This window comes from Vicinamibacterales bacterium (assembly GCA_035699745.1).
Lineage (GTDB): Bacteria > Acidobacteriota > Vicinamibacteria > Vicinamibacterales > 2-12-FULL-66-21 > JAICSD01.
This window is the reverse complement of record DASSPH010000013.1, coordinates 1-24,771: the sequence shown is the minus strand read 5'-3', so window position 1 is coordinate 24,771 and position 24,771 is coordinate 1. Positions and strand designations below refer to the sequence as shown.

Annotated in this window: 19 protein-coding genes; 12 read left to right on the top strand and 7 right to left on the bottom strand. The window is 70.4% G+C overall.

All coding sequences use genetic code 11. The annotated features are described in order from the left end of the window. The first annotated feature begins 50 nt into the window (after nucleotides 1-50). From VFK57_01800 to VFK57_01780, 5 genes are all read left to right on the top strand, one after another. Nucleotides 51-386 (top strand): hypothetical protein, encoded by a 336-nt coding sequence (locus VFK57_01800; GenBank protein HET7694414.1) that lies wholly within the window; start codon nucleotides 51-53, stop codon nucleotides 384-386. Between the two features lie 9 nt (nucleotides 387-395). Continuing rightward, a complete protein-coding gene (locus VFK57_01795; protein HET7694413.1) occupies nucleotides 396-1,505 on the top strand; it encodes a SagB family peptide dehydrogenase in 1,110 nt (369 codons plus the stop codon). Nucleotides 1,506-1,573: 68 nt separating this feature from the next. Then, complete coding sequence (locus VFK57_01790; GenBank protein HET7694412.1) at nucleotides 1,574-1,831, top strand: hypothetical protein; 258 nt, start codon at nucleotides 1,574-1,576, stop codon at nucleotides 1,829-1,831. Then, a complete protein-coding gene (locus VFK57_01785) occupies nucleotides 1,828-2,283 on the top strand; it encodes a hypothetical protein (protein HET7694411.1) in 456 nt (151 codons plus the stop codon). The genes VFK57_01790 and VFK57_01785 overlap by 4 nt, the downstream gene beginning before the upstream one ends. Nucleotides 2,284-2,413: 130 nt before the next feature. Next, on the top strand, nucleotides 2,414-3,682 hold the full coding sequence (locus tag VFK57_01780) for a prolyl oligopeptidase family serine peptidase (protein HET7694410.1): 1,269 nt from the start codon (nucleotides 2,414-2,416) through the stop codon (nucleotides 3,680-3,682). On the opposite strand, the gene VFK57_01775 is transcribed toward VFK57_01780, so the two are convergent. From VFK57_01775 to VFK57_01755, 5 genes are all read right to left on the bottom strand, one after another. Then, nucleotides 3,675-4,901 (bottom strand): rhomboid family intramembrane serine protease, encoded by a 1,227-nt coding sequence (locus VFK57_01775; protein ID HET7694409.1) that lies wholly within the window; start codon nucleotides 4,899-4,901, stop codon nucleotides 3,675-3,677. The genes VFK57_01780 and VFK57_01775 overlap by 8 nt on opposite strands. A 142-nt stretch (nucleotides 4,902-5,043) precedes the next feature. Further along, nucleotides 5,044-9,663: a phospholipase D-like domain-containing protein gene (locus VFK57_01770; GenBank protein HET7694408.1), complete on the bottom strand. Its 4,620-nt coding sequence runs from the start codon at nucleotides 9,661-9,663 to the stop codon at nucleotides 5,044-5,046. 219 nt (nucleotides 9,664-9,882) lie between these two features. Beyond that, nucleotides 9,883-11,262, bottom strand: a complete 1,380-nt coding sequence (locus VFK57_01765; GenBank protein ID HET7694407.1) for an efflux transporter outer membrane subunit — start codon at nucleotides 11,260-11,262, stop codon at nucleotides 9,883-9,885. Then, nucleotides 11,262-14,447, bottom strand: a complete 3,186-nt coding sequence (locus VFK57_01760; protein ID HET7694406.1) for a multidrug efflux RND transporter permease subunit — start codon at nucleotides 14,445-14,447, stop codon at nucleotides 11,262-11,264. The genes VFK57_01765 and VFK57_01760 overlap by 1 nt, the downstream gene beginning before the upstream one ends. Beyond that, nucleotides 14,444-15,562, bottom strand: a complete 1,119-nt coding sequence (locus tag VFK57_01755; protein ID HET7694405.1) for an efflux RND transporter periplasmic adaptor subunit — start codon at nucleotides 15,560-15,562, stop codon at nucleotides 14,444-14,446. Before VFK57_01755 ends, VFK57_01760 begins: the two co-directional genes overlap by 4 nt. A 202-nt stretch (nucleotides 15,563-15,764) precedes the next feature. Between VFK57_01755 and VFK57_01750 the strand changes: the two genes are divergently transcribed. From VFK57_01750 to VFK57_01735, 4 genes are read left to right on the top strand one after another with little or no spacing between them, the layout of a single operon-like run. Continuing rightward, a complete protein-coding gene (locus VFK57_01750) occupies nucleotides 15,765-17,078 on the top strand; it encodes a sensor histidine kinase (GenBank protein HET7694404.1) in 1,314 nt (437 codons plus the stop codon). Beyond that, nucleotides 17,065-17,709, top strand: a complete 645-nt coding sequence (locus VFK57_01745) for a response regulator transcription factor (GenBank protein HET7694403.1) — start codon at nucleotides 17,065-17,067, stop codon at nucleotides 17,707-17,709. Before VFK57_01750 ends, VFK57_01745 begins: the two co-directional genes overlap by 14 nt. A gap of 49 nt (nucleotides 17,710-17,758) precedes the next feature. After that, nucleotides 17,759-17,968 (top strand): hypothetical protein, encoded by a 210-nt coding sequence (locus VFK57_01740; GenBank protein ID HET7694402.1) that lies wholly within the window; start codon nucleotides 17,759-17,761, stop codon nucleotides 17,966-17,968. A gap of 12 nt (nucleotides 17,969-17,980) precedes the next feature. Continuing rightward, complete coding sequence (locus tag VFK57_01735; protein HET7694401.1) at nucleotides 17,981-18,247, top strand: hypothetical protein; 267 nt, start codon at nucleotides 17,981-17,983, stop codon at nucleotides 18,245-18,247. A gap of 6 nt (nucleotides 18,248-18,253) precedes the next feature. Here VFK57_01735 and VFK57_01730 read toward each other — a convergent pair whose 3' ends face one another. Next, a complete protein-coding gene (locus VFK57_01730) occupies nucleotides 18,254-18,673 on the bottom strand; it encodes a response regulator (GenBank protein ID HET7694400.1) in 420 nt (139 codons plus the stop codon). Nucleotides 18,674-18,774: 101 nt separating this feature from the next. Between VFK57_01730 and VFK57_01725 the strand changes: the two genes are divergently transcribed. The 3 genes from VFK57_01725 (at nucleotide 18,775) to VFK57_01715 (ending at nucleotide 22,922) form a co-directional block, all read left to right on the top strand. Then, nucleotides 18,775-19,092 (top strand): hypothetical protein, encoded by a 318-nt coding sequence (locus VFK57_01725; GenBank protein ID HET7694399.1) that lies wholly within the window; start codon nucleotides 18,775-18,777, stop codon nucleotides 19,090-19,092. Next, entirely contained in the window at nucleotides 19,089-20,609 is a 1,521-nt protein-coding gene (locus VFK57_01720) for a S8 family serine peptidase (GenBank protein ID HET7694398.1), read from the top strand. Before VFK57_01725 ends, VFK57_01720 begins: the two co-directional genes overlap by 4 nt. 63 nt (nucleotides 20,610-20,672) lie before the next feature. Then, complete coding sequence (locus VFK57_01715) at nucleotides 20,673-22,922, top strand: DUF5916 domain-containing protein (GenBank protein HET7694397.1); 2,250 nt, start codon at nucleotides 20,673-20,675, stop codon at nucleotides 22,920-22,922. 205 nt (nucleotides 22,923-23,127) lie between these two features. Here VFK57_01715 and VFK57_01710 read toward each other — a convergent pair whose 3' ends face one another. Then, nucleotides 23,128-24,663 (bottom strand): sodium:proton antiporter, encoded by a 1,536-nt coding sequence (locus tag VFK57_01710; protein ID HET7694396.1) that lies wholly within the window; start codon nucleotides 24,661-24,663, stop codon nucleotides 23,128-23,130. Between the last annotated feature and the right edge of the window lie 108 nt (nucleotides 24,664-24,771).

Here is a 24,771-nt window from a genome sequence, read left to right as displayed (position 1 = left end):
CGGGCCGATAGACTCTCGCCAAAACTCGCGTCATCTCCGAGGAGCATCGAGTGGCCAAGTCCCGCCGTCCGTCCCCGCGCAAGCGCGCCAAGTCCTCGTCGCGCCGAAAGACCGCGACGTCGCGGTCCAAGCGCGGTACATCCAAGACCAAGAGCCGAACCAGCACGCGTGCCGCCTTCGGCATGGCGACCAGCGGGTCGATCGAGCTCAAGCCGATTCGCGCCGAGATCGGGCGCGTCATCGAGGCGCTGCGAGGGTTGCCGCAGACCGATCGCACGAAGAACACGCTCGAACGGCTGCAGCGCATGTCGGCCGACTTCGACGACATCTGCGATCCCGAGAACCCGTTCGGCTGCGGGCCCGACATGGCGTTTCCCACTCCGTAATTCCGCTCCGTGCCCGTTCGCTTTCGCCGATCGCCCTTCCTGGTCGGCTACTGGAAGGACGCGCGGCTGCTGGTGCACAACTACGCCAGCGGCCGCGCCGCCGCGATCGGGCCGGACGTCTGGCGCACCCTCGACGCCTGCGCCGAGTGGCAGACCGTCCAGCAACTCAGCGGCCGCCTGGGCGTCGACCCGCAGCGGCTCCGCCGCCTCGTCCGCGCCCTGACCGCCTGTTCGCTGCTGCAGCGCTCCGACCGCCCGCCTGACCCGCGAGACGCCGCGATGAGCGCGCTGGAAACCTGGAACCCCGCGGCCGGGTTCTTCCATGCGGCCACCAAACAGGTACGGTTCCTCGCCCCGGCGGCCGCGACCGCGATGGCCAACCGGCGTGCGCGGGAGCGGCGGATGCCGCCGCCGACGAAGAGGATTCGCGGCGCGGCCACGGTTCCCCTGCCATCGCCCGATTACGCGGGCGCGTTCCCCCAGGTCGTGCTGGCCCGCCGGACCTGGCGGCGGTTCGGACGCGCTCCGATCTCGCTCGAAGACGTGGCGACCACACTGGCGCTGGCGGTCGGCGTGCAGCACTGGGTGCCCACGAGATTCGGTCGTCTCCCCCTCAAGACCTCGCCGTCCGGCGGCGCCCGCCACCCGATCGAAGCCTATCTGTGCGCGCGGCGGGTGCGAGGCCTCAGGCCGGGGCTGTACCACTATGCGTCGGACGCGCATCGGCTGGAGCGGATCCGCGGGGGGGACATGACGGCGCGGCTGAAGGCGTGGATGCCTCGGAGCCGCTACTTCGCCCAGGCGGCGTTCGTCGTCGTGCTGACCGCCGTCCTCGAGCGGCAGGTCTGGCGCTATCCCTATGCGCGGGCGTACCGGGCCGCGCTGGCGGAGGCGGGCCACGTCTGCCAGACCTTCTGCCTGGCCGCCACCTGGCGCGGTCTGGCGCCGTTCTGCCTCATGGGGCTGAACGACCCTCTGATCGAGCAGGACCTTGGGATCGACGGGGTCAGCGAGACCGTGTTGTACGTGGCCGGGGCCGGGACGCGGCCGCGCGGCGCCACCTGGGCGCCGAGGGTCCGTGGAACCCTGGAACGCCGGCGAAACCCCGCCTTCGGCTAGATCTGTTCGTTTCCCCGGACTGCGGCGTTATAGGAGGCATGAACGCACCGTACCTCCTGGGGGACACCGTGACCGGACTGCCGCGCCGTACCCACGCTTTCGGGGGAGCCATTCCGCGCCTGGGGGACCAGCACCGCGCCTGCGGCCGGGAAATCCTGCGCCTGAACGCCGAGATTGCGACCCTCCGCGACGAATTGACGCGCGAGCGGACGCTGAACGAAGATCTGAGCCGGTCCGCGGCGATGTGGATCCGGCTCTACGAAGAGCAACTGAGCCGAGCCAACGCGCTCGCCGAGCGCGTACGGTTGGAGGTGACCGAGCCGTGAACGACGAGACCATCCGTCTGCGGCGCTCGCGATCCGCGCGCGTCGTCCAGCACCGGCACGGCGTGACCGCGTATCCCGAGCCGTACCGGACGCCGGTGCTCCCTCCCGGCTGGCCGCCGCTGGATCCGGCGGACCAGTCCTCCGTGCTGCTGGCCTGCGACGAGTTCCCCGAGGCCTGCCGCCTGCGGCTGCGATCGTTGTGGGATGCCGCCAGCGAGTTCCGCGTGTACTGCCTCGATTCCGAGGCGTGGCGCGGCGTGTGCGCGGCGACGATCTTCACCGTCGAGACCGCCGACGGCGACGAACGGGACGAAGCCCGCGGGCGCAACGCGCGCCTGCTCGCCATCGCCCACACGCCTGACGACGCGGCGCGCGTCGCGCTCGATTTCCTCAACTGGGATCTCGAAGCCGACGGCAGCGAGTGGCGCCTGACGCTCACCAATACGCGCTGAGCGCGTCAGCCGATCGCGGTTCGCCGACCGCGCGGAATTCTGCCTCTCGGCAGACTTCCGCGCCTCGCCGCGCGACCGCCTTCCAGCGGCCTGCGGATGTGCTACAAGGATGGGCCAGGAGATCCCAACCATGGTTCGTCTGTCCGCCGCATGCCTGTTCGCCGCCCTGTTGCTGACCGCCGCGCCGGCGCGCGCGCAATCCACCTGCGATCCCGACGCGCTGCAGACCAGCGGCTCGATCTACCGCATCTGCATGCCGCCGCCCGATCAGTACAACGGCATGCTGGTGGTCTGGGCGCACGGCTTCCAGGACGCCGGCACGCCGGTCAGCATTCCGGAAGATCAACTGTGCATCGGCGACTTCTGCATCCCGGAAGTGATCAACGGCCTCGGCTTCGGGTTCGCCACCAACAGCTACCGCAAGACCGGGATGGCGATCGCGCAGGGGAAAGAGGACATCATCGACCTGGTGAGCGTCTTCGCGGCGCAGAAGGGCCAGCCGCAGAAGGTCTTCCTCGTCGGCGCGTCGGAAGGCGGGGTCATCACGGCGCTCGCGCTCGAGCAGCGGCCCGACATCTTCTCCGCCGGTCTCGCGGCGTGCGGCCCGGTCGGCAACTTCCCGGCGCAGATCAACTACTTCGGCGACGCGCGCGCGACCTTCGAGGTGTTCTTCCCCGGCGTGATCCCCGGCGATCCGTTCAACCCGGATCCGGACCTGCTCGCGATCTGGCCCGACTACTACGAGTTCGTCGTCAAGCCGATCGTGATGGCGCCGGCGAATCGCAGCCGGCTCGATCAGTGGGTCCGCGTCGCGCGGCTGCCGTACGACGCCGACGACTATCTCTTCACGGTGGAGCAGTCGGTCGAGGACGCGCTCCGCTACAGCGTCGTCAATCTGCTCGACGCCGTGGCGACCATCGGCGGATTTCCGTTCGACAACTCGAAGCGCTACTACACCGGGTCGAGCAGCGACGTGCTGCTGAACCTGCTGGTGCCGCGCCGCGCGGCGAGTCCGGCGGCGCTGGCGGCGATGAACTCGCCGGCGTATTCGACCAGCGGCGTGCTGCAGCGGCCGCTGATCACGCTGCACACGCTGCGCGACCAGCAGGTGCCGTACTGGCACGAACAGATTTACGCGCTGAAGACGCTGGCATCGGGCTCGTACCTGACGCGCCACCTGAACATCCCGATCGATCGCTTCGAGCACTGCAACTTCACCACCGACGAGGTGCTCGCCAGCTTTGCGATCATGCTGTTCTACGACGGACTGATCGCGGAGGTGTCAGGCACGGGCTCGTTCCTGACGCCGTCGCAGCTCGCCGCATTCGAGGCGCGCACGCGCGCGGTGGGCCTGCTGACCCGGCGGGCCGGGACGTCGCTGCAGTTGAAGCTCAAGTAGCGCCGGCGGCGCTCAGCGAACCGATCTTCTGGAACGCCTCCAGCGCCGAGCGCTCGGTGCGTTCCGCTTCGCGGAGCATGCCGAGGTTCGAGCGGAGCAGCGCGTCGGCGCGCCGCCGCCACGACTGCTCGCGCAGCTTCAGGTAGGCGTCCGCAGCGTCGACCAGCGGCTGCTGCTCGCGCGGCACGCCGCGCACTTCGCTCAGCCGCTTCTTCACGCCCTGCAGGTCAGGCAGGATGGTGCGATCGATCAACTGCGCCAGCCGCTTCGCCGACAGCCGTCCCAGCCGGAACTCGCTCACCGCCTGATCGTAGGTGGTCGTGGTCCGCTCTTCGAGCGACGCGATCTGCGCGATGTGCGGGCGGAAGTCGGTGATGCCGCGGAGCGGCAATGCCGCCGCGATCGCCACCGCCGCGGTGGCCGCGGCGAGCACGGCGGTGCGCGTCAGCGGCGGCTTCTCGCGCGTCAGGCCGCGGACCGTCAGCAGGCCGCCGATCAGCCCGGTCGCACAACCGGCCAGTTCCGCCGTGCTGCTCAAATGATCCGTCAGCCCGTTGTAGAGGAAGAACGGCACCGCCGCGGCCGCGCAGGCCTTCACCACCGGCAGCGGAATCGGCACCGGCGGCCGTTCGACGATCGTCCAGACGAGCGACGCGAGCAGCAGCCCATAGACGCCGAAGATCGCGCCCGACGGCCCGAGCGTGATGGCCGTCGGCGTCGTCGTCCACAGGCTGACGACGCTCGCCGCCAGGCCGGAGGCCGCGTAGATCGCCGCAAAGGTCACCCGGCCGACGATGCGCTCGAGGACGAACCCGAGGAGGAGCAATCCGGCAATCGTGGCGAGCAGGTGCAGCAGGCCGGCGTGAAGGAACGTCGAGACGATCAGCCGCTGCCACTCGTTGTTGGTGGTGCGCGGCGCGAAGTTCGCCCCCCACTCGATCGCCGTCTGCGGGTCGGAGATCGCGCCCGGTGCGGACGCCATCTGCATGAAGACCAGCACGTGCACGACGACGAGCAGCGGCGTCACGACCACCCAGCGCGTTCGCGTGCGCAGCAGGTCGATGAACGGGTCGTCAGGCTTGGCGGGATGCGTCGCGGCATGCGCCGCGTTCTTCAGCGCCGCGATGCAGGCCCGGAGCAGACGCGTCCGTTCCTCGGGGGTCATGAAGTAAATCGCCGCTGCGGCGAGGACGAACAGCGCAAAGAGCGGCGTAGGCATGCCTGCCGCAGGCTCAAGTGCTGTGCCAGCACGGTCGCGGATTATCCGGCAATTTCATGCCGTACATCAGTCCAACCGGCTGCGGGATCGCAATATCGCCAGTCCGATGCCAGCTTTGTAAGCCGGCGCCGATTCCCGCCCGTCAGCCGCCGGGCGTGATCGTCACGTTGTCGAAGGTCGCGGTCGCGCTGACGCCGCTGACGTGGCTCGACACGCCCAGGCCGATCAGCACGGTCGGGCCCATGGCGAACGTATCGCTGCCGACCATCGTCCACGTGAGGCCGTCGGGGGACTCGTAGCCGGTGATGACGTTGCCGGCGCGCACCAGCTTCACCCAGCGCGGCACGGTGGACTGGCTGCCGGCGGTGCTGACGGTGATGTTGCCGTCCGACGTGCGCCGCTGGAACGGCACGCCTTTGGTCGCCGACGCGGCGACCAGCATGAACGCCTGGGCCGCCGACGGCGAGTTGGAATTGCGGATCATGACCCCCGCCTTGGTCCACGCGTGCACGTTCTGGATCGTCGCGACGCGCGCGACGATGGTGCCGTCGCCGGTGAGCGTGCGGTAGGCGTACTGGAGGGCATCGGCCGTGCCCCACACGTCGGCGCCGCCGCCGGTCACGGTGAAGGTGCCGTTCGCCGCGGTCGCGTCGCCGGTGACGCCGGTGTATCCGACGTCGGCGTGCGTCCATCCGTCGGGAAGCGCGGGTGCAGGCGGCGGGGGAGCGCTCGCCGCCGCGACCGTCACGTTGTCGAACGTCGCCGTCGCGTTGACGCCGGTCACGTGGCTCGAGACGGCAAGGCCGATCAGCACCGTCTGCCCCATCGCGAAGGTGTCGCTGCTCACCGCCGTCCACGCGACGCCGTCGGGCGATTCGTAGCCGGTGATGACGTTGCCGGTGCGCACCAGCTTCACCCAGCGCGGCGCGGTCGACTGGCTGCCCGCCGTACTCGTGCTGCCGCCGCCGTCCGCCGTGCGGCGCTGGAACGGCACCCCCTTGAGCGGCGACGCGGCGACGACCATGAACGCGTGCGCCGCCGACGGCGAGGTGGAATTGCGGATCATGACGCCGGCTTTCGTCCAGGCGTTCACGTTCTCGATCGTCGCCACCCGCGCGACGATCGAGCCGTCCCCGGTCAGCGTGCGATAGGCGTACTGGAACGCGTCCGCGGTGCCCCACACGTCGGCGCCGGCCCCCTTCACCGTGAACGTGCCGCCCGCGGCGCCGGCGTCGCCGGCGGCGCCGGTGTTGCCGATATCCGCGTGGCTCCAGCCGCTCGGCAGCGTCGAGGCCGGCGGCGCCGCATCGACCGTAATGGTGACCGCGCTCGACGTCGTCTGCGCCGACGCGTTGTCCGTGGCGATCGCGGTGATCGTGTAGGTGCCCGCAGGAACGCCGGACCAGGTCACCGAGTACGGTGCGGTGGTGGCGGTCCCGATCGCCGTGCTGCCGGCGAAGAAATCCACCCTGGCGACCGTGCCGTCGCTGTCGGACGCGGCAGCCGTCACCGTCACCGCGGCCGGTGCGGTGAAGCGCGCGCCTGACGCCGGCGCGGTAATCGACACCGCCGGCGGAACGTTCGGCGGCGGCGGCGCTGTTGCCGTCACCGTCACGTTGTCGAACGTGGCGGTCGCGTTGACGCCGGTCACGTGGCTCGAGACGGCGAGTCCGACCAGGACCGTCGAGCCCATCGCGAACGTGTCGCTGCCGACCGTGGTCCACGTCACGCCGTCCGCCGATTCGTAGCCGGTGATCAGATTGCCGGCGCGGACCAGCTTCACCCAGCGCGGCGCGGTGCTCTGGCTGCCGGACGTGCTGACGCTGGCGCCGCCGTCGACGGGCCGCCGCTGGAACGGCACGCCCTTCAGCGGCGACGCCGCCACCACCATGAACGCCTGCGCCGCGGACGGCGACAGCGAGTTGCGGATCATGACGCCGGCCTTGGTCCAGGCGTTGACGTTCTGAATCGTGCTCACGCGCGCGACGATCGAGCCGTCGCCGTCGAGCGTGCGGTACGCGTAGTGGAAGGCGTCCGCGGTGCCCCAGACGTCCGCCCCCGCGCCGGTGACGGTGAAGGTTCCGCCGCTCGCCGTCGCCGAACCGGCCGCGCCGGTGTTGCCGACGTCGGCGTGGCTCCAGCCCGCCGGCAGCGTGCCTGGCTGGCCGCCGCAGCGATCGATGCTGGCCGAATCGGCCGCGGCGCCGCTCAGCCCCACCGCGTTGAGGGTGAGCGTGCACGCGTCCGCGGCGATCTTCATGTACTGGTGGATCGAGGCGCTGAAGGCCGTCCAGCTGCTGGTGCCGGCCGGATAGAGCGGCGCGCCCCCGCCGCCGGTCACGATGTAGGTGACGAACGCGTCGGCGGTGTTGGTGCTCTCGCGGATCGGCACGGTGCGCTCGTAGGTGTGCTCGTGCGCCGACAGGACGACGTCGACGCCGTAGCGCTCGAACAGCGGCCCGAACGCCGCGCGCACGTCGAGTGACGATCCGTGCTCCCCGCCGGAGCTGTACGGCGCGCGGTGCAGCACGGCGACGATCCATGGCTGGGTGGTCGATCGCAGGTCGGCGTCGAGCCAGCGCAGCTGCTCGGCTCGCCGGGTCGTGTCCTGGAAGGCGAACTCGGTGTCGAGCGCCACGAAGTGCACCGGCCCGTAGTCGAAGCTGTAATACCGCTCGGCGTGATCGGGGAACGCGCTGGACGCGCCGTTGCGCGGCAGCTCGAAGATGTCGAGATACGCCTTGCCGTCGCCGTTGCTCGGGCGGCTGTCGTGGTTCCCCTCCACCGGCACGAACGGCTTCGCCGGCAGCCAGTTGTAGACGTCGAAGAAGTACGACTGGTAGGTGGCATAGGTCGCGTCGCCGGTGCCGCCGCTGTTGCCGTAGGCGATGTCGCCGGCGTGGACGGCGAGGTCGAACGCGTCGCGCGACATCACGTCCGCGAGCTGCCGCTGTTCGGCGGACCCGGTGCCGCTGTCGGCGAACGCGATGAACGAGATCGATCCGCCGCCGCTCGGCGGGGCGGTCTTGAAGGTCGTTTCCGGCCCCGCGGCGGCGGTGCCCACCATCGGCTGGTACGCGTAGGTGGTGCTGGCCGACAGCCCGGTGAGCGTCGCGCTGTGCTGGTAGTAATCGAACGACAGGCCGCTGGCGGCCGCGGTCACCAGGCGCGACGTCGCGGACGCGGACGTGCGCGTCGAGCCGGCCGCCGCGCCGTAGCGGACGGATGCGGCGCCGGACTCGCGCGTCGCCCACACGATCACCATCGAGCTGGCCGTGGGCTGCTGCAGGTAGGGCCGCCGCACCACGGTGATCGTCACGCTCGGCGTCACCGCGTCCGTCGCCGCCCCGGCGGTCGTGAAGGCGTGCACCGGACCCGCGGCGGTCACGTTCGCCATCGTCTTCGAGACGACCTTCCAGTAGTAGGTCGTGCCGGGATCGAGCGCCGGCAGCGCGACGGTGCGGTGATCGCCGCCGGACTGGCTGGGGCCGAGCGGCAGGTTCGCGTGCAGCAGCGGCGGGTCGGGCGAGGTGCCGAAGTAGATGTCGTATTTATGGGCCCAGACGCCTGCGTACCACGAGAGCGCGGCGCCGGTGACCGGCACGGCGGCGGCGCCCTGCGCCGGAGCCTGCGGCACCGGCGCGTCCGGCGGCAGCGGGACGAACGGCTTGGTCTCGGCGAACCCGCTGCCGTTGGTCCACTTGCGCTCGAACTGCGCCGTCAGCCACTCGAAGATCCACGGCTTCACCGTGAAGTAGTTGTGCTCGCGCTGGCTCCGATCGGACGCGTCGGTCCAGTTGGACGAGCCGATGATCGAGGTCCCCGTGCCGTGCAGCACGACCGACTTCTGGTGGTTGATCCCGAGATGCGCGTCGACCCGGATCGGAATGCCGCCGGCGTACAGCAGATCGACGTAGTAGGCGTCCATCAGCCGGGCGCGGTTGCGGTATTCGGTCTCGTCGGTGATCAGCCGGACGTCGACGCCCCGCTGCCGGGCGCGCAGCATCGCCTCCGGATGCGCGCCGTCCGTGATCCGGAACATCACCGCGTCGATCCGGCGGTCTTCGGCGTCGTAGGCGGCGACGGAGCGGCTGCGGAAGCTCTCGTCGGGCGGAAAGTTCAGCTCCGGGTCGATCGGCGAGACCGGGAAGCTGCGCGTCAGCGGCCGGGCGACGTTCGCGTGATCGGCGAACTCGTCGTCGCTGATCCACATGTCGTCGAACTTCGTCATGAAGCTCTGCACCAGCGACGGCTCTTTGGTGAAGGCGACGATCTCGTCGGTGTAGTTGACGAACGGGATCTCCGGCGACATCTCGAACGGCGCGTAGTTGGTGCCGGCGAACTCGACCTGCCCCTGGCCGACGAAGATGATCGCCTTCCAGTGCAGGATGCCGCTCGCCTGGCGCTGCCGCATCGGGATGCCGGCGAGGCGGAGCTGATCGTTCTGCGCCACGCAGGCCGGGTGCGCCGGGGCGCAGCGCGGATCCATCAGCAGCCGGATCCTGACGCCGCGGTTCCATGCCGCGACCAGCGCGTTGGCGTAGCGCGCGTCGGTCATCATCCAGTAGGCCATGTCGATGGCGACGGTTTCCTGCTGGATGTAGGTGAGGATGTCGGCGCGGCAGTCCTCGAACGCGGGATCGCAGAGGCGCTCCTGCGCGGGGAGGACGGGCGCCTGCGCTTCGACGGGATGGACGGCGCTCAGCGCGAGCAGCGACGCAGCAAGGACGAGAACCAGACGGGGGAGCCGGAGTTCGAACATGTTTGAGAATTCGGTACAGCCGTGGGGCCGGATCGGCCCGGGGACCGGCGTCAGATCAGTGTTGAATTGCGGATCCCTTCAAGGGTACCGAAGCGTGTGCGGATGCGCACGCGGTAATTGCGGATGAGGTGAGGAAAAAGTGCGGCTGAGGTCGTTACGGTTGACGTGAGAGCGCGATCCGACGCGTCGGCGGCGCTCTCGCCGGCGCGGCCGCGCGCATCACAGACCGCCGACGGCGCGATACAGGCCGACGAATGCGGTGAAGAGGTCCGCTTCCGCTGCGGCGGCGCTGCTCTCCGCCTGCAGCTGCGTGCGCTCCGCGTCGAGGAGCGAGAGGAACTCCGACACGCCTTCGCGATAGCGCGCCCGGGCGATGTCGGCGGCGCGCGCGCTGGCACGCACTTCGTCGGTCAGCTTCACCAGCCGCTCCTGCCGCTCGCGATAGGTCACGAGCGCGTTCTCGGTTTCCTCCAGCGCCAGCAGCATCGCCTGTTCGTACTCCGCCAGCGCCTCGCCGACCGCCGCCCGGGCGCCGCGCAGCCGCGCGCGGGCGCTGCCCAGATCGAACGCCGCCCACTGCAGCGCCGGCGTCACCGCCCACACCCGCGAGTCGCCCGTGCCGAAGATGTTGCCGCGGCCGGCGAGCAGTCCCAGCACGCCGGTGACGGTGATCCGCGGGTAGAGGTCCGCGGCCGCGACGCCTTCGCGCGCCGCCGCCGCCGCCAGCCGCCGTTCCGCGGCGCGGACGTCCGGGCGCCGGTCGAGCAGCGCGCCCGGGGCGCCGAGCGCGATCGTCTTCGCCAGCACCGGGTACGGCCGCGGCGCGAGATCGACGGCGAGCTGTCCCGGCGCCCGTCCGGTCAACACGGCGAGGCGATGCTCGCGGATTGCGAGCGCGGTCCGCAACGGCGGGACGGCGGCTTCAATCGCCGCCACGCGCGCCGCGGCGCTGGCCACGTCCTGCTCGCCGCCGATGCCGGCGTTGCGCCGCGCCTCGGTCAGCCGCAGCGTTTCGCGCTGGTTCGCCAGGCTGCGATCGAGTACGGACAGCTGGCGCTGGATGCCGCGCAGCTCGAAGTAGTTGAGCGCCACGTCCGCCGCCACGCTCACCCGGACGGCGGAGAGCGCCGCCTCGAAGCTCTGGGCGCTCGCCGAGGCCGCCGCGATGGCGGCGCGCACGCGGCCGAACAGGTCGATCTCCCAGGAGGCGCCGAGCCCGGCCTGGTAGGTGGTGATCTGCGCCGGCTCGTCGCGGAATCCCGGGAAGCCCTGCTCGCGGACGTCGATGGACGCACCCGCCGTGACCGTGGGAAATCGCCGGCGCCGATCCTCGTCGAACACGGCGCGCGACTGATCGAAGCGCGCGAGCGCCGAGCGCACGTCGCGGTTCGCCTCCAGCGCCGCCTGCTCGAGCGCTTCGAGCACCGGATCGTCGAGCTGCCGCCACCAGCGCGGATCGTACTGGTCGCCCGAGAACGCCGCGGCATCCCACCGCGCCAGCGGCGCCGGCGCGATCGTGTGCGACGGGGGAGTCGTGCGCGCCGCGCACGCGGTGAAGGCTGCCGAAACACCCAGCACGAGGAGCAGCTTGCGACCCATCAGTGTCCCTCCGCCGCGGCCGGCACCTGCGGCGCGAGCGCCGCGCGCCGCTGCCGCAGACGATCCGCCAGCCCTTCGATCGCCACGTAGAAGACCGGCGTCAGGAACAGTCCGAACAGCGTGACGCCGACCATGCCCGAGAACACCGCGATGCCCATCGCCTGCCGGACCTCCGCGCCCGGACCCGAGGCGAGGACCAGCGGCACCACGCCCATGATGAACGCCACCGACGTCATCAGCACCGGCCGCAGCCGGATCCGGCAGGCGTCGAGGATCGCCGTCCGCCGCGGCGCCCCTTCCGCTTCCCGCTGCCGCGCGAACTCGACGATCAGGATCGCGTTCTTGCAGGCCAGGCCCGCCAGCACCAGGAAGCTGATCTGCGTGAAGACGTTGTTGTCGCCGCCGGTGAGCCACACGCCGGCAATCGCCGAGAGCAGCGTCATCGGCACGATCAGGATGACCGTCAGCGGCAGCGACCAGCTCTCGTACTGCGCCGCCAGCACGCCGTAGACCAGCAGCACGCACAGCGGAAAGATCAGGAACATCGTGTTGCCGGAGACCGAGTCCTGATATGCCAGCTCCGTCCATTCGAACGTCATGCCGTTGGGCAGCGTCCGGCCGAGCAGTCCGGCGATCGCCGCCTGCGCCTGCCCCGAGCTGTGCCCCGGCGACGGCCCTCCGTTGATCTCGGCCGCCGGGTAGCCGTTGTAATGCATCACCTGGTCGGGGCCGTAGGTGCGGTTCACCTTCAGCACCGATCCGAGCGGCACCATGTCGCCGCGGGCGTTGCGCGTCTTCAGCCGTACGATCTGCTCGGGCTGCACGCGGAACGACGACTCCGCCTGGACGTTCACCTGGTAGGTGCGTCCGAACCGGTTGAAGTCGTTCGCATACAGCGACCCGAGGTAGACCTGCAGCGTGTCGAAGACGTCGGTCAGCGGGATTCCATAGGTCTTGACCCGGTCGCGGTCGACGTCGATGTCGATCTGCGGCACGCTCACCTGGAAGCTGGAGAACAGGCCCGCCAGCGACGGCTCCCGGTACCCCGCAGCGACGGCCCCCTGCACCTGCCGGTACAACTCCTCGAACCCGAGGCCGGCGCGGTCCTCGACGTAGAGCTTGAAGCCGCCGACTTGTCCGAGACCCTGCACCGGCGGCGGCGGGAAGATCGCCACGAACGCGTCCTGGATGGACGCGAACCGCTGGTTCAGATCGGCCACGATCCGGTTGGCGTCCAGGCCGTCGCGCTGCCGCTCGTGCGACGGCTTCAGCGTGACGAACGCGATGCCGGTGTTCGGCGCATTCACGAAGCCGTTGATCGACAGCCCGGGGAACGCCACCGAGTTCGACACGCCGGGATGCGCCAGCGCGAGCGCCGTCATCTCGCGGATCACCCGCTCCGACCGATCCAGCGTCGCGCCGTCCGGCAGCTGCGCGAAGGCGACGAGGTAGTCCTTGTCCTGCGGCGGAATGAATCCCTGCGGCACCTTCGCGAATCCGGCGGCGGTCAGGCCGACCAGGCCGACATACGCCGCGAGCGCCACCGCCGACACGCGCAGCACGCGCCCGACGCCGCCGGCATACATGGACGAGCCGCGCGCGAACACCCGGTTGAACCGCCGGAAGAACCATCCGAACGCGCGGTCGATGCCGCGCTGCACCCGATCGCGCGGCGACCCGTGCGCCCGCAGCAGCCGCGACGCCAGCGCCGGGCTCAGCGTCAGCGAGTTGAACGCCGAGATCAGCGTCGAGATCGCGATGGTCAGCGCGAACTGCCGGTAGAACTGGCCGGTCAGCCCGCTGATGAACGCCGTCGGCACGAACACCGCGACCAGCACCAGCGCGATCGCGATGATCGGGCCCGACACTTCCGCCATCGCCCGGCGGGTCGCCTCCAGCGGCGGCTGCCCCAGCTCGATGTGCCGCTCCACGTTCTCCACCACCACGATCGCGTCGTCCACCACGATGCCGATCGACAGCACCAGGCCGAACAGCGACAGCGTGTTGAGCGAGAAGCCCAGCCCGAGCATCACCGCGAACGTGCCGACCAGCGAGACCGGCACCGCGACGAGCGGAATGATCGACGCGCGCCAGGTCTGGAGGAACACCACCACGACGATCACCACCAGCAGGATCGCTTCGAACAGCGTGTGGGCGACCGCGTCGATCGAATCGCGGACGAACACCGTCGGGTCGTAGACGATGCGGTAGTCCATGCCCGGCGGGAAGTTCTGCTTCAGCCGCTCCATGGTCGCGTGGACGTCTTCCGACGCCTGCAGCGCGTTGGTGCCGGGACGCTGGAACACGCCGATCGCGACCGCCGGCTTGTTGTCGAGCAGGCTGCGGAGCGAATAGCGGTTGGCGCCGAGCTCCAGCCGCGCGACGTCGGAAAGGCGCGTGATCTCGCCGCCGTCAGTGGCGCGGACGATGATGTTGCCGAACTCCTCCTCGGAGGTGAGCCGGCCGCGCGTGTTGATCGACAGCTGGAAGGCGGCGGTCGAGGGGGCCGGCGGCGCGCCGAGCACGCCGGCGGCGACCTGGACGTTCTGCTCGCGGATCGCGCGGACGACGTCGCTGGTGGTGAGCTGGCGTGAGGCGAGCCGATCCGGATCGAGCCACACCCGCATGCTGTACTCGCCGGCGCCGAAGACCTGCGCCGCGCCGACGCCGGGGAGCCGCGTGATCTCGTCCCTCACCTGGAGGTGCGCGTAATTCGACAGGTAGAGCATGTCGTAGCGCTCGTCCGGCGAGACCAGGTGGACCACCAGGATGAAGTCGGGCGACGCCTTTTCGGTCGTGACGCCGATGCGCTGCACGTCCTGCGGCAGCCGCGGCAGCGTCTGCGCCACGCGGTTCTGCACCTGCACCTGCGCGTTGTCCAGATCGGTGCCGAGCGCGAACGTGATCGTCAGCGTCAGCGCGCCGTCGGCGGTCGCCTGGCTGAACATGTAGAGCATGCCGTCGACGCCGTTCATCTGCTGCTCGAGCGGCGAGGCGACGGTCTCGGCGATCACCTTGGGGTTCGCGCCGGGGAAGACGGTGCGCACGACGACCGTCGGCGGGACGACGCCGGGATATTCGGAGATCGGCAGCTTCAGCAGCGCCAGCGCGCCGCCGATCACGATCAGCAGCGACAGCACGGCGGCGAAGATCGGCCGCGTGATGAAGAACGACGAGAACCTCATCGGCCACCCGCCATCGTCACGATCGAGGGATTCACCTTCGCTCCGGGACGCACGCGCTGGAGGCCGTTGACGACCACGAGCTCGCCGGCGCCGAGCCCTTTCTTCACGACGCGCAGCCCGTCGACGATCGGGCCGAGCGTGACGGTCCGCGATTCGACGGTCTGATCGTTCTTGACGACGAGGACGAAGCGGCGATCGAGGTCGGTGCCGACGGCGCGATCCTCCACCAGCACGCCGGGGTACGACGCGAGTCCCGGCAGCCGCAGCCGCACGAAGAGCCCGGGCGTCAGCCGGCGATCGGGATTGCGGAAGATGGCGCGGCCGTTGATGGTGCCGGTGAGCGGATCGAGCTGATTGTCGAGGAACCGCAGCGTGCCCTGGTGCGGGAACGAGTCCTCGTCGGCGAGCGCCATCCGGATCGGCAGCTCGCGCGAGGCGCCGCTGCCGGGGTGCCGCACGCGATCGCCGTAGCGCAGGAAAGTCTGCTCGTCGGCGGCGAAGGCGGCGTAGATCGGGTCGACCGACACGACCGTGGTCAGCAGCGTGGCTTCCCCCTGGCCGCCGGAAACGAGGTTGCCGCGGGTGACGAGCGCGCGCGAGACCCGCCCGTCGATCGGCGAGACGACGCGGGTGAACTCCAGCTCCAGTTCGGCGGCGCGGAGCGCGGCGGAGACGGCGTCGACCCGCGCCGCCGCTTCGGTCGCCGCGCCGGCGCGGCGCTCGCGCTCCTCGAGCGACATGGCGTTGTCGGCGGCGAGGCGATCGGCGCGCCGCAGCTCGGATGCGGCGCGATCGCGCGCGCTGGCCGCCTCGGCGAGCTCGGCGCGCAGCCGTTCGACCTGCGTCAGGAACGGCCGGTCGTCCAACTGGAACAGCAGTTGACCCTGACGGACCAGCGTGCCTTCCTCGAAGGTGACCCTGGAGATCAGTCCCGAGACGCGCGGCCGCACGCCGACGGACTGGACCGGCTCGAGCCGGCCGGTGAATTCATCCCATTCGGTGATGTCGCGCGCGATCGCGGCGGCGGCGGTGACCTGCGGCGCGGCGGGAGGCGCATCGGCGGTCTGGACGCGGGTGCAGCCCGCCACCACGCTGAGTGAGAGCAACAGTGACAACGAAACACGAGTGAACATGCCCGTCAGAATCGCGCCTGCGGCGCCGGTAAACAATCCGGCAGATAGCCGACGGCGGCGTCAGCCATAGGCTGCAGGCGCGGATGGTGCCTGAGGCCCAGACGCGGATCGTCCAAAAGGACGATTCCGGCCTCGTCCCGACGAACGGTGGCCAGGCGGCCCGGAGTCGGGCATACTCGACACCATGACCGCCTCCGCAGAATCCCGCGAAGACGAGATCGCCCGGCTGCACGCCGCGATTCAGAACATCCGCGAGGATCGGCAGCGCGCCGAGTGCATGGCCTCGATCCAGAGCGACGCCGTGCAGCTCGCGCTCGACCTGCTGGTCACGCATCCCGACCTGCGCGGCTTCTTCCGCATGTTCATCAAGCGGCTGGTCGAGGATTCGGAGTCGTACGCCTGCGGCGTGTGGCTCCGCGACGAGGCGGCCGGCACGTGCGATCTGTGGATGGCGAACATCCGGGGGGAAACCTACACTTCCGACAGTCCGGGCTGGGGCACGCTCGATCTGCCGCGCGAGGCGATGAGCCGGCATCTCGCGTCGACGGCCGAGGCGCTGACCGAAATGCTGCAGTTCGGCGGCGACGACGAGCGGCTGCCGGAGGAGGTGCGGGCCTTCCATCGCGCGTCCGGTGTGGAGTCGCTGCTGGTGGCGCCGCTGCGGCTCGCGCCGCGGACGCTCGGCTGGATCGCGCTGTCGAGCGCCGGCGATTCCGACTGCGAGCGCGGCTGGCGCCGCGCGCTGCTCGACGCCACCGCTCGGCAGGCGACGCTCGCGCTGTATTACAGCCGCGTCGTCGAACAGAGCCTGCTCGAGGCGCGGCGGCAGGCGGTGCTCGAGGAGCGGAACCGGATCGCCCGCGACATCCACGACACGCTGGCGCAGGGATTCGGGGCGATCCTGATGCAGCTGCAGGCCGCGCAGCGTGCGGCGGCGGGCAGTCTGCCGCCCGCGGCGACGCGCAGCCTCGAGACGGCGATCGATCTGGCGCGGACCCACCTCGTCGAGGCGCGGCGATCCGTCGCGGCGCTGCGTCCCTCGGCGCCGAGCGGCGCGGCGGGGCCGGCGAGCCATCGTGAAGACCTGCCGACCGCGCTGCGGCGCATGGTCGACATGGCGGAGCGCACCGCCGACGTGCCGATCGAGCTGGTGATCGACGAGCTGCCGGAGTTCGAGGCCGGCGTCGAGCGCGAGATCATCGGCATCGCGCAGGAAGCGCTGACCAACGCGGCGCGCCACGCGCAGGCGCGCCGCATCAAGGTGCACGCCGGCGGCGTGCGCGGCGTCGGCTTCCGCCTGTCGATCGCCGACGACGGCCGCGGCATCAGCGGCGACCGCGCGTCTGCCGGGTTCGGGATGACGAGCATGCGGGAGCGCGCGGACCGGATCGGCGCCTCGCTGACCTTCGTCACCGCCGCGCGTTCCGGCACCGAAGTCGTGCTGGCCTGGCAGCCGGCCGCCTTCTCGATCCCGCAGGCGGTCAATGCCGACCGCTGACGTCGGCACCCGTCCGGCGCGCGTGCTGGTCGTCGACGACCACTCGCTGCTCAGGACCGGCGTCGCCAACATCATCAACCAGGAGGCGGACCTCGAGGTCGTCGCCGAAGCGGCGAACGGCCGCGACGCCATCGACGCCTTCCTCGCCCAGCGTCCCGACGTCGTCCTGATGGACCTGCGGATGCCGGAGATGGAGGGGGTCGAAGCGGTGCGGCGCATCCGCGACATCGACCCGCAGGCGCGGGTCGTCGTGCTCACGACCTACGACGCCGACGAAGACATCGCGCGGGCGCTGCAGGCGGGGGCCAAGGCCTACATCCTGAAAGACATCGCCGCCGAAGCGCTGGTCGGGTGCGTCCGCGACGTGCTCGCCGGCAAGACCTACCTCGCGCCCGCGGCGGCGGCCAAGCTCGCCGAGCGCGTCACCCAGGTGCAATTGACGCCGCGCGAGCTCGCAGCGCTCCGCCTTCTCGCCAACGGCCACAGCAACAAGGAGATCGCGACCGCGCTCGCCATTTCCGAACGCACCGTCAAGAGCCATCTGGCGCACCTGTTCGACAAGCTGCAGGTGACGAGCCGGACTGAAGCCATCCGCGTCGCGACGCGCCGCGGTCTGGTGCGTTTCGACTGATTCCCGCCGGTCCCGGGCATCCGCCTACCTATGAGATAGTGAGGTAGCGATGTTCTATTTCTTCAGGAAAGGGGATCAGTTCCTGCGGTGTGAGCTGCGCCCGCGCGACAACGGATCCTGCGATCTGTTCATCCAGGAACCGGGCGCCGACGAGCGCGTCGAGCGGTTTCCCAACTCCGAGACAGCCGAGCAGCGGTGGGAAGAACTGCGGATCCGCTTCAACGTGGACGGGTGGGCCGGCCCGTTCGGCCGCGAGTGACGCGGAGCCAGCATGTCCGATGAGCGGCGCCACGGACAGGAACGGCGGCACGTGCAGCGCGGCGGACGCCGCACGACCGACTTGCGCGCGCTGACGCCGGCGCTGCGCGCCGAGGCGGCGGAGTACTCCGCGGAAATCGAACGCTGCGTCAGCGTCTTGAACGAGGCGCTGGAGGAAAACGACCTGGTGTCGGCGCGCGGCGCGGGCAAGGCGCTGAAGCGCGCCGCCGACGCGCTGCACCTGCTGCTGGCGACGGGCAAGTCGATGCGCCAGCCCTGACGGCGATCAGCTCGGACGCGCGCCGTATTCCGGCGGCCAGTGCGCCACGCGCGCGCCGGCGATGAGCGCGCGGATGTCCCGCTCCATCTCGTCGGGCAGATACGGCTTCAGTCGCACGGCCGTGCAGCCCAGCTTCAGCGCGTGCTCCAGATCGCGCGGCTGCGATGATGCGGTCACTATGAGCGTGGGAATGGCCGAGGTCCGGCGGTTGCGCTTCAAACGGCTGCAGAGGTCCGCGCCCGACCCGCCGCGCAGGCGGTAATCGGTGACGACGATCGACGGACGCAGCGACGTGGCGAGCTCGTAGCCGGCGTCCACGTCGACGGCCGTCGACACCTCGAACCCGGCGTGAGTCAGCGCATGGGAATACATTTCCCGTGTGTCGGCGTGATCCTCCACGAGCAGAATTCTGGGTCGCGTAGACACGTGTGACACCCTTTCCGGAAGACGCCCGGCGCCACCGAAGAGCAACAGTAGGGTTTTGCTGGAAACGGCATCCAGTATAACAGGGACGCGTAACTTTTTCGATGCCTTCTTCGTCAGATTCCGTTCGACTGCAGATGCTGGTCCGCACCGGCGCGAGGAACCCGCGCGGCATCGCGGATCTCACCGCGGCGCTCCGCACCCTCGGCTTCGAAGTGACCGGCACCGGCCAGGCGTCGGTGTCGGCGCGCGCTACTCGGCGGACGTTCGCCGCCGCGTTCGGCGACGCCGCGCCGCCGCCCGATGCGGCGTCCGCGCTCGCGTCGCGCGCGCTCGCGGTGCCGCCGCCGCTCGCCGAGTACGTCGAGAGCATCAGCGTCGCGCCGGCTCACATCGTGATCTCCAGGCGAGGATCGAAATGAAGGCACTCGAGAACGCGCAGCGCACGCTGCGCGGCGCGGCGACGTCGCGCCCTTCCGATGCGCTGCGCGTCGCCGTCACGTTCCGCCGTCCCAAGGACGGCCTCGGGCCGACCAAGCTGGATGCGCGCATCTCGACGCGCAGCGTGCTGTCGCTCGCGCCGGATCCGATCGACATGGATCGCGCGCTGCTCGAACTGCACCGGCGCGGCCTCGAGACCAGCATCCGCGGCCGGCTCACCGCCTCCGTCCGCTGCACGCGCCGGGAGTACGAGACGCTGTTCGGCACCGCGCTCGCGCCGTTCCGCCTGCCGGCCGCGGCGCCGGCGCAGTTCCAGGCGTTCTACTTTCCGCCGGACGGCGCGCCGTGGAACCCCGATCCCGCCGTAGCGGCGATGATCGACGACGCCTACATTCAGTGGCCGCACATTCATTTCGCGAAGCGTCAGCCGCGCTCGTCGCCGTCCCGGGCGGCCGGCGTGCCGTCGGCCACGCCGCCGGCGCGGAACCGCTATCACCTGAACGTCCCCGCGGACGTCGCGCGGCTGATCAACGCCGCGCCGATCCATCAGGAGGGACGCACCGGCCGGGGCGTGCGGATCGCGATGGTCGACAGCGGCTTCGCGCACAGCCATCCGTTCTTCGCCACGCACAGCTACACCTCCACCGTCACGCTGGCGCCCGGCGCGACCAATCGCGCCACCGATGCCAACGGGCACGGCACCGGCGAGTCGGCCAACATCTTCGCCATCGCGCCCGGCGCCACGTTCATCGGCATCAAGGTGGACAACGACGAGAATCCCTACGCCGGGGCGACGCTGCTGGAAGGCTTCCAGGAAGCGCTGCGGCACGATCCGCACGTCATCTCGGTGAGTCTCGGCTACGACCTGCGCGACCCGGGCACCGGCGCGCCGATGACGTCGCTGCCGAACAGCCTCGTCGCGCTCGAAGCCGAGATCCAGGCCGCCGTCGCCTCAGGCATCGTCGTCGTCTTCGCCGCGGGCAACGGGCACTACTCGTTCCCCGGACAGATGGCGGAAGTGATCTCGGCCGGCGGCGTGTTCGTCGATCAGGGCGGGCGGATGCGCGCGTCCGACTACGCGTCCGGGTTCAAGAGCCGCATCTACTCCGGGCGCAACGTGCCGGATTTCTGCGGCCTCGTCGGGCTGCTGCCGTATGCGGACTACATCATGCTGCCGATCCCGCCCGGGTGCGACATCGACCGGGAGGAGGGGGCGCACGACGGCACGACCAGGACCGATGGGTGGGGGGTGTTCAGCGGCACCTCGGCGGCGGCGCCGCAGCTCGCCGCGGTCTGCGCGCTGCTGCTGGAGAAGAACCCGGGGCTCACCCCCGGCGACGTGAAGGCGGTGCTGAAGCGCACCGCGCGCGACGTCGCGACGGGCAACGCGAATCCCGCGAGCGATCCCAGGGGCGCAGGATTGAAGGCCAGCCGCGGTCTCGACGGCGCCACCGGCGCCGGCCTGGTGGATGCGTTCGCCGCCTTTCAGCAGGTGTGACGTCGTTCGCGCGTCGGCGGCGGTGAGCGATGCGGCGCTTGACGTATGATCGCGCAGCGCATGATGCGTTTGCCGATCCGGCCGCACAGGCTCGCCATCCTTCTGTTCGCCGCCGCCCTGCCGGGCGCGGCCGGCGCCCAGCCAACCCTCACCGCGGTGCGCGTCCAGCAGCCGCCGACGATCGACGGCGAGGTCGCCGGCGATCCGGCATGGAGCGCCGCGGCGCCGGCGAGCGGCTTCGCGCAGGAACAGCCCGATGAGGGACGTCCCTCCACCGAACGGACCGACGTCCGCATCGTCTACACGGCGTCGACGATCTACGTCGGCGTGATCTGCTACGACCGCGAGCCGGGCGGCATCATCGTCTCGGACGCCAGGCGCGACGCCGCGCTCGATCAGACCGACAGCTTTCAGATCATCTTCGATACCTATCGCGATCGGCTGAACGGCTTCGTGTTCGGGACCAATCCCGCCGGCATCGAGTACGACGGACAGGTCACGAACGAAGGGCAGGGAGGCGCCGGGCTTGCCGGCGGCCAGCGGCAGCAGGGAGGCGCCGGGAGCGGGTTCAACGTCAACTGGGACGGCGCGTGGGAGGTCCGCTCGCGCATCTCCGAGATCGGCTGGTCGGCGGAGTTCGCGATCCCGTTCCGGACGCTGCGCTTTCCCTCCGGGGCGCCGCAGACGTGGGGCGTCAATTTCCAGCGCAACATCCGCCGCCGCAATGAGCGCAGCTACTGGGCGCCGGTGCCGCGCCAGTACAACCTCTATCGGCTCTCGCTGGCCGGCGTGCTGACCGGGCTGGAAGCGCCGGCGCTGCGCAACCTCAAGCTCACGCCGTTCGTGCTCGGTCAGGCGCTCGCGTCGGGCGTCCGGCCGGTGGACGCGACGTTCGATCCCGACGCCGGGATGGACCTGAAGTACAGCGTCACGCCGAGCCTGGTGCTCGATCTCACGGTCAACACCGACTTCGCCCAGGTCGAGATCGACGATCAGCAGGTGAACCTCGATCGGTTCGACCTGTTCTTCCCCGAGAAGCGCCCGTTCTTCCTCGAGAACGCCGGGTTCTTCACCGTCGGCAACCCCGGCGAGATCGATCTGTTCTTCAGCCGGCGCATCGGCATCGGCCCCTCCGGCGAGCAAATCGCCATCAACGGCGGCGGCCGGCTGTCGGGCAAAGCCGGCAAGTACAACGTCGGCCTCCTCACCATGCAGACCGACGACGTGGCGCTGCTGAACGTCCCGCCCGGCGCGCCGCACGACCGCTTGTCCGGCAGCAATTTCACCGTGGCGCGGGTCAGCCGCGATCTGCCCAACCGATCGTCCATCGGCGCGCTGGTGACGAGCCGCGTCGGCGTCGGCCGGTTCGCGCGCGACCACGACTACAACCGCACGTATGCGGTCGACGGCAAAGCCGGCCTGCGGCAGCACACGGTCGTCTCCAGCTTCGTCGCGAAGTCGTCGACCTACGGCGTCGACGCCGGCGACACCGCCTTCAACGTCCGCTCGCGGACCAGCGTGCCGCGCTTCGATCTCGAGCTCGGCTACCAGGAGATCGGCGCACGGTTCAACCCGGAGGTCGGGTTCTACACGCGGCGCGGCTACCGCAAGCCCGACGCGCGCATCCTCACCCGCTGGCGCCCGCGCATCTGGAAGCTGCAGGAGCTGCGCCCGCACAGCAGCTATCGCGCGTTCTATGGCATCGACGACGGGCTGCTCGAGAGCATGCAGATCCACATCGACAACCACTGGCAGTTCAGGAACAGCTACGAAGTGCACACCGGCATGAACGTCGTCGAAGAGGGGCTGCGGCGGCCGTTCGAGATCTATCCGGGCATCTTCGTGCCGGCCGGCTCGTACAAGAGCAAGGAAGCGCAGCTGGTGTTCATGACCAACCAGGGAGCGCCGGTCAGCCTCCACGCCGAGTCGCGGATCGGCGGCTTTTTCGGCGGCGACCGCGTGACGTTCGTGCCGACGCTGCGCGTCCGCGCCGGCGAGGCGCTCACCGCGGAAGTGGCCTATCAGCGCAACGACGTCAATCTGCCGTGGGGCTCGTTCGACACCAACCTGCTGCGGACCCGCATCTCGTATTCGTTCACGACGCACACCTTCCTGCAGGGACTGGTTCAGTACAACGATCGCGCGGATCAGTGGTCGATGAACCTGCGCTTCGGCTGGCTCCAGGCCGCGAACACCGGGCTCTTCGTCGTCTACACCGACACGCGGGGGCTCTACGACCTGTTCGATCGTCCGCAGCGGACGGATCGCTCGCTGGTGGTGAAGTTCTCGCGGCTGTTCGATCTGTTACGGTAACGGCGCATGCCGGCGAGCCGGTCGTCCAGGCCGATCGCGATTACCACGCCAACCGCTCGCGCACGCGATGACGAACGGCATCCGCGGCGTCGATCCGGCGATGCACGCCCGAGGGTCTCGCGGCCTGCGACCCGCGGCTGCACGACCTGATCGGGCGGGTCTGCACGACCGACCGCATTCCGATGGACGTGTTCCACCGGCGCCGTCACTCGCTGCCCCCCGCCATCTCCAGCCAGTCCAGCTCCTCCTCCACCTGATGGAACGCGTCGTCGCCGATCTCGTCGCTCTCGCGCATCGCGAGGACGGCGCGGCGGGCGGCGGCGATCGCGCCGCGATGGATGCCGGTGTGCGCCGATCGTCTGGCGGCGCCAGGCGCGGCGTCGGCGGCGAGGTGGGTGACGAATTCCTCCCGCACCGCGTCGGCGACGGTCGACTGCTGGTCCGCGAAGCTGTCGAGCCCCGCGCGCAGCGCGCGCTCGCGCGCCAGGTTCACCTCGCGCGCGACGGGATCGCCGTCCCGCAGCTCGAGCGCGCGCAGCAGCGGCTTCAGCGTCAACCCCTGGATCGTCAGCGTGCCGAGCACGACGACGAACCCGGTGAAGACGATCAGATCGCGATAGGGGAACTGCGCCGGCAGCGCCAGCGCGGCGGCAAGCGTCACGATGCCGCGCATGCCGGCCCACGAGATCACCAGGCCGCTGCCGACCGTCGCCCGCAGCATCGGCCGCGGCGGGTTGAAGCCGACGCGCCGATCGCGCCAGCGGATCACCGCGTTGAAGCACATGTGCCAGGCGACGCGGACGAGGATCACCGTGATCAGCACCGCAGCGCCGACGGCGAAATAGCCGCCGCGGGCCCCGGGCTCGATGCGATCGAAGATGGGCCTGATCTGCAGGCCGATGAAGATGAAGGCGAGGATGTTCAGGACGAAGACCGCGGTCTCCCACACCGCGTACGACGGGATCCGGATCCGCGCCGGCGTCTGCTCCGGCGCCGTCCGCGCCACCGTGATCGCGTAGCACACCATCGTCAGCACGCCCGAGAGCCCGACGCGGTCGGCGAGAATCCACACGCCGAACGTCGTGGCGAATTGCAGGATGATCGCCGTCGGCACGTGCTGCACGCGATGGATCACCTTCAGGAACATCCACGCCAGCGCTGGGCCGACGGCGATGCTGCCGACGACGGCGAGCAGGAAGGCGGGCGCGACGGCGGTGACGGAGAAGTCGTTGGCGATCGCCGCGCCCACCGCGAGGCGGTAGATCAGCAGCGCGCTGGCGTCGTTCAGCAGGCTCTCGCCCTCGAGGATGGTGAGGATGCGACGCGGCGGATGGAGTTGCCGCAGCACGGCGGTCGCCGCGGCGGCATCGGGGGGCGCCACCACCGCGCCGAGCACGATGGCCGGCGCCCAGCCGACCTCGGGCATCAGCGCCCGCACCACCCAGGCGACAGCCGCCGTCGTCAGGCCGACGGCGAAGACGACCAGGCTGGTCAGCGGCAGCCAGTTGTCGCGCAGGTCGCGCGGCGACGCGTCGTAGGCGGCGTCGAGCAGGATCGGGGCGATGAACAGCGCCAGGGCCAGCTCGGGCGGAACCGAGAACGCCGGGACGCCGGGCACGAAGGCCAGCAGCGCGCCGCCGACCGCGAGGAAGACCGGGTAGGGCGCGCCGACCCGACGCGCCCCGGCGGCCAGGAGCACCGCGGCGAGGAAGAGCGCGAGCAGCTGTTCGAGTTCGCCCATGGTGCGGCGCCGCCCGGCGCCGAGACGCTACTCGGCCGGGTCGTCGCCGCCGTCGCCGGACGCCGGTGTCTCGTCCGACGAGGACTCCGGAGTCGCCGCGGACGCGCC

Coding starts and splice junctions, on each gene's coding strand:
- VFK57_01780 (HET7694410.1), top strand. CDS start 2,414: ATGGTTCGTCTGTCCGCCGCATGCCTGTTCGCCGCCCTGTTGCTGACC.
- VFK57_01775 (HET7694409.1), bottom strand. CDS start 4,901: ATGCCTACGCCGCTCTTTGCGCTGTTCGTCCTCGCCGCAGCGGCGATT.
- VFK57_01770 (HET7694408.1), bottom strand. CDS start 9,663: ATGTTCGAACTCCGGCTCCCCCGTCTGGTTCTCGTCCTTGCTGCGTCG.
- VFK57_01765 (HET7694407.1), bottom strand. CDS start 11,262: ATGGGTCGCAAGCTGCTCCTCGTGCTGGGTGTTTCGGCAGCCTTCACC.
- VFK57_01760 (HET7694406.1), bottom strand. CDS start 14,447: ATGAGGTTCTCGTCGTTCTTCATCACGCGGCCGATCTTCGCCGCCGTG.
- VFK57_01750 (HET7694404.1), top strand. CDS start 15,765: ATGACCGCCTCCGCAGAATCCCGCGAAGACGAGATCGCCCGGCTGCAC.
- VFK57_01745 (HET7694403.1), top strand. CDS start 17,065: ATGCCGACCGCTGACGTCGGCACCCGTCCGGCGCGCGTGCTGGTCGTC.
- VFK57_01740 (HET7694402.1), top strand. CDS start 17,759: ATGTTCTATTTCTTCAGGAAAGGGGATCAGTTCCTGCGGTGTGAGCTG.
- VFK57_01735 (HET7694401.1), top strand. CDS start 17,981: ATGTCCGATGAGCGGCGCCACGGACAGGAACGGCGGCACGTGCAGCGC.
- VFK57_01725 (HET7694399.1), top strand. CDS start 18,775: ATGCCTTCTTCGTCAGATTCCGTTCGACTGCAGATGCTGGTCCGCACC.
- VFK57_01720 (HET7694398.1), top strand. CDS start 19,089: ATGAAGGCACTCGAGAACGCGCAGCGCACGCTGCGCGGCGCGGCGACG.
- VFK57_01715 (HET7694397.1), top strand. CDS start 20,673: ATGCGTTTGCCGATCCGGCCGCACAGGCTCGCCATCCTTCTGTTCGCC.
- VFK57_01710 (HET7694396.1), bottom strand. CDS start 24,663: ATGGGCGAACTCGAACAGCTGCTCGCGCTCTTCCTCGCCGCGGTGCTC.